Annotated in this window: 16 protein-coding genes; all 16 read left to right on the top strand. The window is 44.2% G+C overall.

Features of this window, described 5'->3' with window-relative positions; genetic code table 11:
• The first annotated feature begins 2 nt into the window (after positions 1–2).
• Complete coding sequence (locus C5Z25_RS12740; protein ID WP_255414756.1) at positions 3–125, top strand: OadG-related small transporter subunit; 123 nt, start codon at positions 3–5, stop codon at positions 123–125.
• A 7-nt stretch (positions 126–132) separates the two neighbouring features.
• Entirely contained in the window at positions 133–1,122 is a 990-nt protein-coding gene (gene citC / locus C5Z25_RS08375) for a [citrate (pro-3S)-lyase] ligase (protein ID WP_105452228.1), read from the top strand.
• Positions 1,123–1,125: 3 nt separating this feature from the next.
• Complete coding sequence (citD, locus tag C5Z25_RS08380; RefSeq protein ID WP_105452229.1) at positions 1,126–1,431, top strand: citrate lyase acyl carrier protein; 306 nt, start codon at positions 1,126–1,128, stop codon at positions 1,429–1,431.
• A complete protein-coding gene (locus C5Z25_RS08385) occupies positions 1,419–2,297 on the top strand; it encodes an aldolase/citrate lyase family protein (RefSeq protein ID WP_105452230.1) in 879 nt (292 codons plus the stop codon). Before citD ends, C5Z25_RS08385 begins: the two co-directional genes overlap by 13 nt.
• Positions 2,298–2,299: 2 nt before the next feature.
• Positions 2,300–3,832, top strand: coding sequence for a citrate lyase subunit alpha (gene citF, locus C5Z25_RS08390; RefSeq protein ID WP_105452231.1), 1,533 nt, complete (start codon positions 2,300–2,302; stop codon positions 3,830–3,832).
• On the top strand, positions 3,825–4,373 hold the full coding sequence (citX, locus tag C5Z25_RS08395; protein WP_158682931.1) for a citrate lyase holo-[acyl-carrier protein] synthase: 549 nt from the start codon (positions 3,825–3,827) through the stop codon (positions 4,371–4,373). Before citF ends, citX begins: the two co-directional genes overlap by 8 nt.
• The gene (locus C5Z25_RS08400) at positions 4,370–5,770 is read left to right on the top strand and encodes an oxaloacetate decarboxylase subunit alpha (RefSeq protein ID WP_105452233.1); all 1,401 of its coding nucleotides are present in this window, start codon (positions 4,370–4,372) and stop codon (positions 5,768–5,770) included. The genes citX and C5Z25_RS08400 overlap by 4 nt, the downstream gene beginning before the upstream one ends.
• 128 nt (positions 5,771–5,898) lie before the next feature.
• Complete coding sequence (locus C5Z25_RS08405) at positions 5,899–6,594, top strand: GntR family transcriptional regulator (RefSeq protein ID WP_105452234.1); 696 nt, start codon at positions 5,899–5,901, stop codon at positions 6,592–6,594.
• Entirely contained in the window at positions 6,587–7,477 is an 891-nt protein-coding gene (gene citG, locus C5Z25_RS08410; protein ID WP_234002731.1) for a triphosphoribosyl-dephospho-CoA synthase CitG, read from the top strand. The genes C5Z25_RS08405 and citG overlap by 8 nt, the downstream gene beginning before the upstream one ends.
• A gap of 89 nt (positions 7,478–7,566) precedes the next feature.
• Complete coding sequence (gene metG / locus C5Z25_RS08415) at positions 7,567–9,615, top strand: methionine--tRNA ligase (RefSeq protein WP_105452235.1); 2,049 nt, start codon at positions 7,567–7,569, stop codon at positions 9,613–9,615.
• Positions 9,616–9,804: 189 nt separating this feature from the next.
• Positions 9,805–10,581, top strand: coding sequence for a TatD family hydrolase (locus tag C5Z25_RS08420; protein ID WP_105452236.1), 777 nt, complete (start codon positions 9,805–9,807; stop codon positions 10,579–10,581).
• Positions 10,568–11,134, top strand: coding sequence for a ribonuclease M5 (rnmV, locus tag C5Z25_RS08425; protein ID WP_105449755.1), 567 nt, complete (start codon positions 10,568–10,570; stop codon positions 11,132–11,134). Before C5Z25_RS08420 ends, rnmV begins: the two co-directional genes overlap by 14 nt.
• The gene (gene rsmA, locus C5Z25_RS08430) at positions 11,131–12,024 is read left to right on the top strand and encodes a 16S rRNA (adenine(1518)-N(6)/adenine(1519)-N(6))-dimethyltransferase RsmA (RefSeq protein ID WP_105452237.1); all 894 of its coding nucleotides are present in this window, start codon (positions 11,131–11,133) and stop codon (positions 12,022–12,024) included. The genes rnmV and rsmA overlap by 4 nt, the downstream gene beginning before the upstream one ends.
• 88 nt (positions 12,025–12,112) lie before the next feature.
• A complete protein-coding gene (locus tag C5Z25_RS08435) occupies positions 12,113–12,364 on the top strand; it encodes a Veg family protein (RefSeq protein ID WP_105449757.1) in 252 nt (83 codons plus the stop codon).
• A 130-nt stretch (positions 12,365–12,494) separates the two neighbouring features.
• Positions 12,495–13,361, top strand: coding sequence for a 4-(cytidine 5'-diphospho)-2-C-methyl-D-erythritol kinase (gene ispE, locus C5Z25_RS08440; protein WP_105452238.1), 867 nt, complete (start codon positions 12,495–12,497; stop codon positions 13,359–13,361).
• A gap of 121 nt (positions 13,362–13,482) precedes the next feature.
• Positions 13,483–14,430 (top strand): alpha/beta hydrolase, encoded by a 948-nt coding sequence (locus C5Z25_RS08445; RefSeq protein WP_105452239.1) that lies wholly within the window; start codon positions 13,483–13,485, stop codon positions 14,428–14,430.
• The last annotated feature ends 64 nt before the right edge of the window (positions 14,431–14,494 follow it).

The following is a 14,494-nucleotide window of genomic DNA, read 5'->3' on the forward strand; positions in this document are numbered from 1 at the left end:
CCATGATTGAAAATTTGAAAATTGCGTTTGAATTAATGGGTTTTGGCATGGGTGGCGTCTTCTTAGTGCTCTTTATTATTTTTCTGATTGCCAAGTTGCTATTGAAGCTGTTACCAGCTAAGTGAGGCCAATATGACAGTGTTAAAACAACTCTGGTTTCAATTTGAGCCAAGTGTAAAGCAACAATGGCGTGAGTTATTAGTCGCAGGACAATTAGTGCCGGATGAGCAGGTCGATTATACGGTTGGCATTTATGATGGATCGCAGTTAATTGGGACGGGGTCACTTTATCAAAACATCATTAAGTGTGTGGCGATTGACCCAGCGGCTACTCAGCAAAACCTGTTGGCACCACTAATTAAAGCCTTGTTGGATCAATTAACCGAGACCCAATATGAAGCGGCATTCGTGTATACCAAGCCTAAGACAGCGCCATATTTTGAAGCAATGGGATTTAAGGTGATTGTTACGACGGCCGAAGTGAGTCTATTAGAATGGGGCTATCCTAATTTTGATGATTATCAAGCTTACTTGCGTCGACATAAGCGCCCGAGTGATAATGCCGCTGCTATTGTGATGAATGCGAATCCATTTACGTTAGGGCATCAATATTTAATTGAGCAAGCCTTAAAAAGTAGTGATGTGGTTTATGTCTTTGTTGTTTCTGAGGATCGTTCTCAATTTAAAACAGCAACCCGCTTAGCGATGGTTAGGCGAGCAGTTGCAATAAATCAGCGGGTCGTAGTTTTAGAAACAAACCATTATTTGGTTTCGAATGCGACTTTCCCGGCCTACTTTTTGAAAGACCAAGCTAATTTAGCTGTTGCAAAAACGCAAGCCTGTTTAGATGCGACGTTATTTTTGACTAAAATCAAGCCAGTGCTGGCTATTCAACAACGATTTGTTGGCGCAGAACCGGATTCGCCAGTTACCCAGATTTATAACGATCAGATGGCTCAAGTTTTTGCTGATCAACTACCATTGACGGTTGTACCAAGATTACAACAAGCTGGTCGCCCTATTAGTGCAACTACCGTGCGGCAAGCGCTAGCAGTTGGTGATTGGGCCACTGTTGCACAACAAGTACCACCCATTAATAAGCAATTCTTGAAAGGAAGTTAGACGATGCAAACACCTCAAACCATTACCGTAGGAACCTTGGAATCAAGTGATTTAATGATTACCCTCAAACCGAATATCAGTGGCATTCAAGTTGACCTAGAAAGTAACGTTAAAAAGCAATTTGGCACCCACATTACGACGCTAATTATTGAAACTTTACAGCACTTTGGTGTGACAGATATTCAAGTGATAGCTGTTGATAAAGGGGCTTTGGATTGTACGATTAAAGCCCGAACAATTGCGGCAATTTATCGGTTACAAGGGAAAACTGACTATGATTGGGAGGCGATTAACGCATGGCACGTTTAAGAAGAACCATGATGTTTGTCCCAGGAGCCAACCCGGCGATGTTGCGCGATGCCATCTTATATGGCGCCGACTCGATTATGTTTGATTTAGAAGATGCCGTTTCATTAAAAGAAAAAGATACAGCACGTATATTAGTCTATTCCGCTTTAAAAACGTTCGATTATACGGCAGTTGAGACCGTGGTGCGTGTGAATGCCTTGAATGCCGGTGGTAAGCAAGATATCGAAGCAATGATTTTAGGTGGAATTGATGTCATTCGTTTGCCGAAGACGGAAACGGCGCAAGATATTGTGGCCGTTGATGAGACGATTACAGCCGTTGAAACTAAATATCAGTTAACCGTGGGCAAAACTAAAATGATGGCTGCGATTGAATCAGCTGAGGGTGTTTTGAATGCGCGTGAAATTGCTCAAGCATCTGATCGGATGATTGGTATCGCGTTAGGGGCCGAGGATTATGTGACAAGCCAGAAAACTCGGCGATACGCGGATGGGGCTGAATTGTTTTTTGCCCGTAATTATATTTTACATGCTGCTCGTGCTACTGGAATTGCCGCCATTGATACCGTTTATTCGGACGTTGACAATGAAGCTGGTTTGCAACGTGAAACTGAATTAGTTAAGCAACTTGGATTCGATGGTAAGTCGGTTATTAATCCACGTCAGATTCCAATTATTAATCGGGTTTATGCACCAACTAGTCAGGAAGTGCAAAAAGCGCAAGAAATGATGGCTGGAATTAAAGCAGCTGAAGCTAAAGGGGCTGGCGTGATTGCGGTGAATGGTCAGATGGTAGATAAGCCAGTAGTTGAACGAGCTGAGCGGGTCTTAGCTTTAGCAAAAGCAACTAATATGGAGGTGAACTAAAGATGGTTGTTAATCAAGTGAAACGTGAGATTCCAGCAAAATATGCAACGCAATATGGGGTCTATACCGGTGAATTTACACATATTGAACACTACCAGGAGGCAACCCGCCGGATAAAGCCACTTCAGCCACATACTAGTAAATTAGTTGCCAGTATTCACGATGCCATTGTTAAGACTGGTTTAAAAGACGGGATGACGATTTCATTTCATCATCATTTCCGGGAAGGCGATTATGTTATGAACTTGGTGTTGGCTGAAATTGCTAAGATGGGTATTAAAAACTTGTCCATTGCACCGAGTTCAATTGCTAATGTGCATGCGCCCTTAATTGACCATATCAAAAATGGTGTGGTGACTAATATTACTTCCAGTGGGTTACGTGATAAGGTTGGTGCGGCTATTTCCAGTGGTATTATGGCTAATCCAGTCGTTATTCGGTCACATGGAGGTCGCGCCCGGGCAATTGTACGAGGAGATATTCATATTGATATTGCTTTTTTAGGCGCACCAAGTGCTGATATCTATGGCAATATTAACGGTACCCATGGCAAGGCCACTTGCGGTTCATTGGGGTATGCCATGGTTGATGCTAAGTATGCTGATCAAGTGGTCGCAATCACAGATACCTTAATGCCTTATCCCAATACCCCCATCAGCATTCCGCAAACCGATGTGGATTATGTGGTCCAAGTGGATGAAATCGGGGATCCAGATGGCATTGCCAAAGGAGCTACCCGGTTTACTAAGAATCCGAAAGAATTATTAATTGCCGAATATGCAGCTAAAGTTATCACGGCTTCTAGCTATTTCAAAACTGGTTTTTCTTTTCAGACCGGAAGTGGCGGGGCGGCACTAGCAGTGAGCCGTTTTTTACGCCAAACGATGATTGATCAAAATGTTAAAGCGAGTTTTGCGCTTGGCGGCATTACCAATGCAATGGTTGAGATGCAAAAAGAAGGTCTGGTTGATAAGCTGATGGACGTGCAAGACTTTGATCACCCAGCAGCCATTTCGTTGGCTGAGAATGCCAATCATTATGAAATCGATGCGACCATGTATGCCTCGCCTTTGAGCAAAGGGGCTGTCATTAATCAATTAGATGTGGCAATCTTATCAGCGTTAGAAATTGATACTGACTTTAACGTTAACGTTATTACGGGGTCAGATGGTGTTTTGCGAGGTGCTTCCGGTGGCCATTGTGATACGAGTGCCGCTTGCAAGTTAAGCATGGTGATTGCACCGGTAGTTCGTGGTTGCATCCCAACTATTGTAGATGCAGTAACGACTGTGATTACGCCAGGTGCTAGTGTTGACGTGGTTGTGACTGAACTAGGAATTGCGATTAATCCACAACGACCAGACTTAATTGCAATGTTTAAAGACTTAAAGGTTCCTCAATTAACGATTACAGAACTTAAAGACCGAGCGTATGCGATTACTGGCGTACCAGCTAAGATTGAACATGGTGATCAAACCGTAGCCTTAATTGAATATCGGGATGGGACCTTAATTGATGTGGTTAAAAATGTCTAAGTCATTTCAGAATTTGACTGGGCCAGTCATTACCTTACCACAAATGTTAGCGACTAGGGATTGGCGGTCTGCCCAACAATTAAAGCTGTTGCAAACTTACCTTGGCACAACTTTAATTTGGTCTTCCGTCCGGATTCCAGGGCCGATTAAAACCGGTCCACGGCTCGTGACTGCGTACCAAACGGTATTGGCACACTTAAATCAATATTATGGGCTGCGAGTACTGGCATCAGGGCAATTTAATCGGGCCACAGGCTTCGAGTTTTACTTGATTTTGGATCAAACTGCCAGCAGGGTTAAGCGGCACTTAATTATGATTGAACAGTCTCCTGGTTTTAGTCAATTGTGTGACTTAGACGTCTTAACATTAGTTAATAACCAGTTACACCAGACTAATCGGCACGGCTTGGATTTACCGGTGCGTCCCTGTTTGATTTGTGGTGCAGATGCTAAAGTTTGTAGTCGATCACGTCGGCATGGGTTAATTGATGTTCAGCGGACCATTGATGAGATTATCACAGTAGGGTGGCGAGAAATTTGAGTAAGCAAAAAGTTGAACTTACGGAAACAGTTTTACGTGATGGGCAGCAAAGCTTAATTGCGACGCGGATGCCAATCACGGATATGGTACCGATTTTGGATAAATTAGACCAAGCTGGCTATCATGCGTTAGAGGTCTGGGGCGGGGCGACTTTTGATGCTTGTTTACGTTATTTAGATGAAGATCCTTGGGAACGATTACGGGTTATTCGCCAGCACACACACCATACGAAGCTACAAATGTTACTGCGGGGGCAAAATATTCTGGGTTATAAAAATTATGCTGATGACGTTGTGACGGCTTTTGTGCAAAAATCATTAGCGAATGGGATTGATATTATTCGGATGTTTGATGCTTTAAATGATACCCGTAACTTAAAAACGGCTTTAGCTGCGACCAAAAAATATGGTGGGCATGCCCAAATGACGATTGCGTATACAACTAGTGACTTTCATACGATTCCATATTACGTTAAGCTGGCTAAAGAAATGACGGCGATGGGGGCCGATTCACTATGTATTAAGGACATGGCGGGTATTTTAACGCCACAGCGGGCTTACGATTTAGTTAGCGAATTAAAAGCCACCATCACGATTCCAATTGAAATCCATACCCATGCGACAAGTGGGATTGCGACGATGACTTATTTAAAAGCCATTGAAGCTGGTGCTGATATTATTGATACGGCAAGTTCACCATTCGCTGGTGGAACTAGTCAGCCAGCTACGGAATCAATGTTAGTCGCTTTGAAAGACTTAGGTTATGACTTACGGGTTAATCCAACGTTAGCGGCTGAAATTGCAGCCTATTTTGCGCCAATTCGGGATCGGTTTCGTCAAGCCGGTGGTCTAAATCCTAAAGTGATGGACGTTCAACCGAAATCCCTACGTTATCAGGTTCCTGGTGGAATGTTATCTAATTTGTTGGCACAGCTTAAAGATGCGGGTCAAGCGGCATTGTATGAGCAGGTCTTGAATGAAGTCCCTAAAGTTCGTGCTGATTTGGGCTATCCACCGTTGGTAACGCCCTTATCGCAGATGGTCGGGACCCAATCTTTGATGAATGTGATGAGCGGTGAGCGCTATCAGTTAATTCCAAATGAAATAAAAGACTATGTTCGTGGCTTATATGGGCGGCCACCAGTGGCAATTGCGCCGGCGATGATCAAGAAAATCATCGGTGATGAACGCCCAATTACGACTCGACCCGCGGATGACATTGCCCCTCAATTACCGAAATTCAAAGCTGAAATTGGCGATTACGCCCATAGTTTAGAAGATGTTTTAACTTATGGGTTGTTCCCAGATCAAGGGCGCGACTTCTTAGGGCGGCGTGAAGATCGGTTTTATGATGTGCCCGTTCAAAAGATTAAACTTGAGTTTACGTCCGAAAGTTAACGAAAAGGGTTACTGAAAAAGCCGGAGATTACAGCTCCGAGCTTTTTTAGTCTAAAAAACTATTCTTTGCACACTCCGGGTAACGCTTACATACTCTGATATAATAGAAAGAAATAGGAGAAAAGCAAATGGATGCTACCGTGCAAGCAGTTGCTAATAATTTAGATTTGTCACAGAACAAGCCCCTCAAAGATGCGCTTTTTGATGCGCTACGGAAAACGATTATTTTAGGTGACATTTCGGCTGGAACGCACATTAATGAAAAAAAGTTATCGGAAGAATTAAATGTTAGTCGGACCCCCATTCGGCATGCATTGCGACGGTTAGCTAGTGAAAATTTAGTTGAAAGTATTCCTGGTGTTAGCATGGTTGTACGAGGTATTACGATTAAAGATGCTTATGAAATTTTTGATATCCGCAAAGAGTTAGACTCGCTGGCGACCCGCAAAGCGATGTTGCGGATGACAGCGGCTGATTTTACAACGTTGCGTGAGCTCTTGGAACAGACCGAGCGAGAATTGGATGAAGTCCCAGATATTATGATGATTAGCTATTTTACTGATTTTAACCAGTTTATTTATCAGCATTGTGACATGCCCCATCTCGTGACAATCGTTTTTAAATTACAAGCTTACTTAGTTTATTTTCGCGATATCTCAATTGTGTCTCGTGAGCGCCGAGGTTTGGCGCTACAAGAACATTGGCGAATTTATCAAGCAATGGTTAATCAGGACGAGGTTCAGATTAATTTAATTATTCGTGAACATTTGGGACAATCGCTACAGTTTATCATTAAAGAAATGAGGGCACACAACCTTGATTAATACGCATGACTTGACGGTGTTGCCACGTTTAGCGCAACAATCGCTGCTAATTGAGGTATCCCTAGCGCCGAAACCGGGATTAGTGGATCCCTTTTCAGCGGGGGCCCATGTTGATATGGACTATGATCTGTTTTTGACCAGTATTCAAGCCTGGTCACCATATTTAAAACAATACTTGACGATTGGTGCAACATGTCCGACGCTGACGACTTTATTTACGGCGTTGCGGCAAGTAGGTGCACAAGGGGAAACTGCGATGTTAGCGGCAACGCATCAAATTAATACCCATAAGGGCGCTAATTTTTCTTACGCTATCTTATTGGGAGCATTGGGATGGTGTTTAAAGACGCAAACACTAAAGCAATTGTGTGAGCAGCGCTTTACAGCGGTTTTTAAGACGGTCCAAATGATGACAACGGGCATCACGGCCGCGGATTTTGCGCATGTTTTAGCTAAACCACATTGGTCATATGGTGAGGCACTCTATGTAAAGGAAGGGGTAACGGGAATTCGTGGTGAAGCTGAGGCTGGTTACCCCATGTTACAAAACGTCGCCTTACCATTTTTAGCACAGCACGCTACGCTACCAATGACCTTACGTTATTTGCAACTAATGGTTTATCTAATGGCAACGCTCGAAGATGTCAATCTTTTGCATCGGGGTGGGCGGTCCGGATTAATACGGGTTCAACAGGCGGCTCAGGCTATTTTAGATCAAGGCTTAACGACGGCCCTGGACTGGACGCAAGCGTTAAATAGTCTGGATCAACAGCTCATTAACTGGCACTTGAGTCCTGGTGGTACCGCTGATTTATTGGCGCTAAGTATTTTCTTTGACCAAGTGAGGGTATCACCGTTATCATGGGATGTAATCGCTAAGTGATCTAAACAGGAAGTATGATACAATTAGAAAGAATTTAGCTAAAATGATATTATAAGTAAATTTATAACGGGTTGAAGGGAATTAAAATCATGGCAGAGACAAAACCAACATATTATATTACAACACCGATTTATTACCCCTCGGGTAAACTACACATCGGGAACTCCTACACGACGATTGCGTGTGACACTTTAGCACGTTATAAGCGGGCGATGGGTTACGATGTCTTTTTCCTAACTGGGACGGATGAACACGGCTTAAAAATCGAAGAAAAAGCTGAAAAGCTAAATACTGATCCTAAAACTTACGTTGATGGGATGGCAAAACAAATTAAAGACTTATGGAAATTGTTGGAGATTTCCAATACTAAGTTTATTCGGACGACGGATGATTACCATGAACAAGCTGTCCAAACAATTTTTGAACGTCTACTTAAAAAGGGCGATATTTATTTAGGCCATTATGAAGGCTGGTACTCCGTTGATGATGAAGAATACTTCACCGAAACACAATTGGCCGAAGTGTATCATGATGATGATGGCAAAGTCATTGGCGGCAAAGCCCCTAGTGGTCATGAGGTTGAATTAGTTAAGGAAGAATCATACTTCTTTAAAATGAGTAAGTATGCTGACTGGTTGTTGGCGTATTACCAAGCCCACCCAGACTTTATTCAACCAGCTAATCGGATGAACGAGATGATTAATAATTTCATCAAGCCGGGGCTAGAAGACTTAGCGGTTTCTCGGACGAGCTTTACTTGGGGTGTTCCAGTTAAGAGTGATCCGAAGCATGTCGTTTATGTATGGTTGGACGCTTTGATTAACTATATTACTGCCTTAGGCTACGCAACGGATGATGACCAGTTATTCAAGCAATACTGGCCAGCTGATGTGCAAATGGTGGGTAAAGAAATTGTGCGATTCCATACGATTTACTGGCCAATTATTTTGCATGCCTTAGATTTACCGCTACCTAAGACCGTCTTTGGTCATGGTTGGTTATTGATGAAAGACGGTAAAATGTCGAAATCAAAGGGTAACGTGATTTATCCAGAAACCTTAGTGGAACGCTATGGCTTGGATGCGCTACGTTATTATTTGATTAAGGCCATGCCTTACGGCAATGATGGATTATTTACGCCGGAAGATTTTATTGCCCGGGTTAATTATGATCTCGCTAATGATTTGGGGAACTTGTTGAACCGAACTGTCGCGATGATTAATAAGTATGAAAATGGTCAAGTGCCAGCTTTAAAAACTGGGGTGACTGAATTTGACGCCGACTTAGAAGCAACGGCCAAAACTACGATTGATGCCTATAATGCGCGGATGGATGAGTTACATTTGGCCGACGCTTTAGGTGAAGTCTGGAAGTTAGTTAGCCGGACCAATAAGTATATTGATGAGACCGCGCCTTGGCAGTTAGCTAAAAGCGATGCAGCCGACGCCAAGGCACAACTAGCCAGTGTGATGGCGCATTTAGCTGCCAGTTTGCGGGTGATTGCTAGCTTGATTAGTCCAGTGATGACGCATGCGCCCAAGGAAATCTTTACCCAATTGGGCCTAGATCCAGCGAGTCTAACGTTAGCCGCATTAAAATTCGGTGACTTACCAGCCGCAACGCAGGTCGTTGCTAAAGGGACGCCAATTTTCCCACGGGTCGAGATGGACGCTGAAGTTGATTTCTTAAAGGGTCAAATGACCAAGTCAGATAAAAAGAAGGGTCGGGCCGCTATGGAAGCAGCGAAACACGAAGCCGAAGTTGAAAGCGATTGGAACCCCGCTGAAACTGAGCTTAATCTCACCAAAGATGCGATGACGATTGATGATTTTGATAAAGTTGAATTAAAAGTCGCTGAAGTCATTGCCGTTCAAAAATTAAAAGGGGCGGACAAACTGTTACAATTCCGATTAGACGCTGGTGATTCTGATCATCGTCAGATTCTTTCTGGAATTGCCAAATGGTATCCAGAACCAGATGTTTTAATTGGTAAGAAAGTGATCATCGTTGGTAATTTAAAGCCACGGAAATTGCGTGGTGAAATGAGCCAAGGCATGTTACTATCAGCTGAACATGATGGGGATGTGCAACTAATCACGGTACCAGAAAACCTAGTGAATGGGTCCTTGATTTCATAAACATGGCTGCTTGAGAGCTTGGGATAATTAAAATCCAAGCTCTTTTTTTACCACTGAAGTTTGATTGTTGAAAGGTTGGCCTAAGACGGTTAGCGGGTGCTTGCGTTGCATGGTAAAATCAATTAAGATACATTTTGGGTCAGCCGATGATAGTTGTCGGGTTGACGAAAGTTAGAAAGGGGCCGTGACATGCGGATTTTTGATTCCCATACCCATTTAAACAGTGAAGAATTTATTAACGAAGTTCCCAAGTATTTAGCCCAAGCGAAAGCGTTAGACGTGGTCCGGATGGCAATTGTGGGGTCAAATACGCAATTGAACGCTGCTGCCATTAAGTTAGCGACCACGTATCCTGAATTAGTAGCCATTGTTGGTTGGCATCCTGAAGATGCTAAAGATTATACTAAAGCAGCGGAGACCCAATTAATTGACCAACTGCAATTGCCAGAAGTTGTGGCGGTTGGCGAGATTGGACTGGATTATCATTGGGATACGTCACCGCAAGCCGTGCAACGAACGGTTTTTGCCCGGCAAGTGGCGATTGCTAAAGACTTACATTTACCAATTTCGGTGCATAATCGTGACGCCTTTGAAGATACTTATCAGATTTTAAAGGCGGCTGATGTCCGCGATATTGGTGGGGTCATGCATAGCTTTAACGGTGACCCGGAATGGCTCAAAAAGTTTTTGGATTTGGGTATGCACATCTCATATAGTGGTGTGGCGTCATTCAAGCATGCTGATGACGTGCATGCGTCGGTCCAACAAACACCGAGTGATCGGTTGTTGGTTGAGACTGATGCGCCGTATCTAACGCCCGAACCTTATCGGGGCAAGCAAAATGAACCCGGTTATACGCATTACGTGGTGAATGCCGTGGCGAAATTACGAGCAACGACGCCCACCGAAATTGCCGCCCAAACTTATCAAAATGCAGAGGAATTATTTAAGATTGAAAAAGATTAAAGAAGTTATTGTCGTCGAAGGTAAGGACGATACGAAACGGTTAGCGTTAGCGGTGAATGCCGATACGATTGAAACGAATGGCTCGGCAGTTTCAGCGGCGACCGTGGCACAAATCAAACGATTACAAGCTAGCCGTGGCGTGATTGTTTTTACAGATCCAGATTTCTCAGGTGAACGGATTCGGCGGATTGTTTCGGCGGCCGTTCCTGGGGTCCAGCATGCCTTTTTACCGCGCAAAGCGGGAGTGCCCACCAAAGCGGGTGGGAGCTTAGGTGTGGAACACGCTAGTCCAGCAGCAATTCGGACGGCCTTAGCCAATCTGTACACTGAAAATTTGAGTGAACCGACGACCCTGATTACTAAAACTGATTTGATTCAGGCTGGTTTATTAGCTGGCCCCGCTGCTCGTCAGCGCCGAGAACAGCTCGGTGAATTACTAAAAATCGGCTACGTGAATGGCAAGCAATTGCCTAAGCGGTTGCAATTGTTTCAAGTGCAACCAGCTGATTTTTGGCAGGCCGTCGCACAATTACACACAGAGGAGACAAAATGAGTAAAGAAATTGATATTGCAAATCCCGCCCGTACGCAAGCCATCATTAATTCATATGGTTTACGTGTTAAGAAAAGTTTGGGTCAAAACTTTCTAACTGACCAAAATGTGTTGCATAATATTGTCGCCATTGCTGACATTAGTCCTGAAGATAATGTCATTGAAATCGGCCCCGGAATTGGGTCTTTGACTGAATATTTAGCCCGTGCGGCGCATCAAGTACTAGCCTTTGAAATTGATGATCGCTTATTGCCAATTTTAGATGAAACGTTAGCTGATTATGACAATATTGATGTGGTTAACCAAGATATTTTGAAAACTGATTTACCGGCAATGATTCAGGCGCACTTAGACCCCACGCGGCCTTTAAAATTGGTGGCTAATCTACCTTACTATATTACGACGCCAATTTTAATGAATTTATTGGCGGGCGATGTTAAGTTTGAGAACATTGTGGTCATGATGCAAAAAGAAGTTGCCGATCGGTTGTCAGCGGAACCAGGGACTAAGGCGTACGGTTCTTTGACGATTGCAGTCCAATATCGGATGGCTGCAGAACTTGCACTAGTGGTGCCCCGCACCGTTTTTGTGCCAGCTCCCAATGTGGATTCAGCGATTGTGAAGTTAACGGCGTTACCAACGCGGACCCACGTGCCATTTGATGAAGCGGCGTTCTTTAAGGTCGTTAAGGCCGGTTTTGCCCATCGGCGCAAGAATTTATGGAATAATTTACAGAGCTTATTTGGGAAACAACCAGAAACACGAACGTTAATCCAAGCTGCTTTGGATCAGGCTGAAATTGATCCAAAAATTCGGGCGGAACGTCTGACGGTCGATACGTTTATTACCTTGACGGATGCCTTACATGCGGTTGGCCTAATTGGCCTATAAAACAGTTGCACATTAGAAAACCTTGTGATATAATATTGACTTTTTCGTGAAAAGCTAGTATAGTAGTTTCACATGAGGAGGTTTCTGAATGCCAATTTCACTAGCTGCAATTAAAGATAAGCTTGACGCTCGCATTGGGCAACACATGAAAGTCGTTGCCCAAGCGGGCCGTAAAAAGACCACTGAACGTCATGGTATCTTGAAAGAAACGTACCGTTCTGTATTTGTCGTTGATTTAGACCAACAGGAAAACTCTTTTGAACGGGTCTCATACAGTTACACGGATGTGTTAACGAAAAACGTTCAAATCGCCTTTGAAGATGAAACAACTGAAGCTTAATTCGCCACGTGCGAACTCTCAATACTAAGACCCGCAGCAAGGTCTTTTTATTTTGCCCTGATATTAGTATAATTGTATCAAAGTAAGATAACGACCCAGATAATCGCGGTCATAAAAGAGGGTGAGACGCGTGCAGATCGTGGAAAAAGCGCCGGCAAAAATCAACTTGGGCTTAGATACGTTGTTTGAACATCAAAACGGTGCCAAGGAATGGAATATGGTGATGACGTCGGTTGATTTGGCCGATTACGTGCAGATTGAGACCCTGACTGCCAATCGGATTGAAGTGGCGACCGATAGTGGCTTTTTGCCGAACGATCGGCGAAATCTCGCTTTTCAAGCGGTAAGTTTATTAAAACGCCAATATCATATTCGGAGTGGTGTGCGGATTAAAATAAAAAAAGCGATTCCAGTTGCGGCCGGATTAGGTGGCGGTTCCTCGGATGCTGCTGCCGTTTTACGGGGGTTGAATCGGTTGTGGGAACTTAATTTAGATTTAGCCACCCTGGCCCGCTTAGGATTACAGATTGATTCGGACGTTCCCTATTGTGTTTATAGTCAGACCGCTCATGTGACTGGCAAAGGAGAATTAGTGCGACCACTACCCAAGTTGCCACCATTGTGGATTGTACTCGCCAAGCCTAAAATCAGCGTCTCTACGCCGAACATCTTACGGCAGATTGATTATCGGCAATTAACCACGCACCCGGAAATCCCGGGATTAATTGCTGGTGTCCAAACGGGCAATTTAGAACAGATTTTTCAACATATGGGTAACGTGTTAGAGCCCATCACGGCTAATCGTTATCCAGAAATCATGCAAATTAAACAACAATTATTAACTTTTGGGGCGGATGCAGCGCAGATGAGTGGCACGGGACCAACGGTGTTTGGCGTCTGTCGCAAGCGTTCGCGCGCCCAGCGCGTCTATAACTCGCTCAAGGGTTTTTGTCGGGAAGTTTATCTGGTTCGCCCGGTGAATCTAACAGATCGTTAAGAGCAATCATTAAAGCGGGTGACTTAATTGGTCAGCACCGCTTTTTTTTGTTATGCAATGGCTGAACCCAGCATAAGTGGGGTGAGGTGTGGTTAAATTGAAATAAATGAGGTGGATGATAATGAAGCAAACAACTAAATTAGGGTTAACTTTAGCGGGAGTGGTTGGTGCAACGACCTATGCCGGTGCATTGCTTGGTGGTGCTGTTGCCTATCAGGTCGCCATGCACGTGAGTGACGAACAAAAAAAGCGTGGTCAACAGTTATCGCGGTCAGAAAATACTGAAATCGAAAATTTTTGGTACGATAAACACCCACAACAACAATGGCAGTTGCAAAGCTTTGATGGCTTGAACTTAGTTGCCACGTATCTACCCAATCCTCAAGCGAACGGGCGATTGGTTATTTTAGCCCATGGTCTCAACCATTCACGTGAACAGATGATTCCCTATGCTCGTATTTTTATGAGTCTGGGGTACGCCGTGCTGATGCCAGATGCGCGCGCCTTTGGTGATAGTGATGGGCATACAATTGGTTATGGCTGGTTAGATCGGTTGGATTATGATCGCTGGATTACCATGGCCTTGACGCAATTAGGCACTGACATCGAAATCGTTTTGATGGGGATTTCGATGGGGGCGGCGACGGTTATGGCGACTAGCGGCGACCCTTTGCCCGAAAATGTTAAAGCAATTGTGGAAGATAGTGGTTATGCAGATTTATATGATGAAGCCAAATTTCGATTGACGCATCAATTTCATTTGCCAGCTTACCCAATCATGCCGCTGGCTAATCAAATTGCGCGTCGCAGTGCCGGCTATGCGTTCAATGATGGGCACATTTTACAGCAGGTCCAAACGGGGGCTTTGCCGATTCTGATTATTCATGGGATGCATGATACAACGGTACCGGTCCGCAATGCGCACCAACTTTATAATCGGGTGGCGCAACAAAAAGGCCTGTACATTGATGCCGATGCGGGCCACGTCCAAGCGGTTCGGACGCATCCAGATCGGTATCAAGCCGTGGTAAGTGAATTTTTAACTGAACAAGTGGGACTAACCTCCTAAATAGTTGGGCCAGTCAGTTTACATGCCGGCAGAGCTAAGTTAACGCGATCAAGCTGGTCGCGTT

It is taken from the genome of Lactobacillus sp. CBA3605 (assembly GCF_002970915.1).
GTDB lineage: Bacteria > Bacillota > Bacilli > Lactobacillales > Lactobacillaceae > Lactiplantibacillus.

What these genes read in the sequence shown, in the direction of transcription:
- C5Z25_RS12740 (WP_255414756.1), top strand. Translation starts at nt 3, where the DNA reads ATGATTGAAAATTTGAAAATTGCGTTTGAATTAATGGGTTTTGGCATG.
- citC (WP_105452228.1), top strand. Translation starts at nt 133, where the DNA reads ATGACAGTGTTAAAACAACTCTGGTTTCAATTTGAGCCAAGTGTAAAG.
- citD (WP_105452229.1), top strand. Translation starts at nt 1,126, where the DNA reads ATGCAAACACCTCAAACCATTACCGTAGGAACCTTGGAATCAAGTGAT.
- C5Z25_RS08385 (WP_105452230.1), top strand. Translation starts at nt 1,419, where the DNA reads ATGGCACGTTTAAGAAGAACCATGATGTTTGTCCCAGGAGCCAACCCG.
- citF (WP_105452231.1), top strand. Translation starts at nt 2,300, where the DNA reads ATGGTTGTTAATCAAGTGAAACGTGAGATTCCAGCAAAATATGCAACG.
- citX (WP_158682931.1), top strand. Translation starts at nt 3,825, where the DNA reads ATGTCTAAGTCATTTCAGAATTTGACTGGGCCAGTCATTACCTTACCA.
- C5Z25_RS08405 (WP_105452234.1), top strand. Translation starts at nt 5,899, where the DNA reads ATGGATGCTACCGTGCAAGCAGTTGCTAATAATTTAGATTTGTCACAG.
- metG (WP_105452235.1), top strand. Translation starts at nt 7,567, where the DNA reads ATGGCAGAGACAAAACCAACATATTATATTACAACACCGATTTATTAC.
- C5Z25_RS08420 (WP_105452236.1), top strand. Translation starts at nt 9,805, where the DNA reads ATGCGGATTTTTGATTCCCATACCCATTTAAACAGTGAAGAATTTATT.
- rsmA (WP_105452237.1), top strand. Translation starts at nt 11,131, where the DNA reads ATGAGTAAAGAAATTGATATTGCAAATCCCGCCCGTACGCAAGCCATC.
- C5Z25_RS08435 (WP_105449757.1), top strand. Translation starts at nt 12,113, where the DNA reads ATGCCAATTTCACTAGCTGCAATTAAAGATAAGCTTGACGCTCGCATT.
- C5Z25_RS08445 (WP_105452239.1), top strand. Translation starts at nt 13,483, where the DNA reads ATGAAGCAAACAACTAAATTAGGGTTAACTTTAGCGGGAGTGGTTGGT.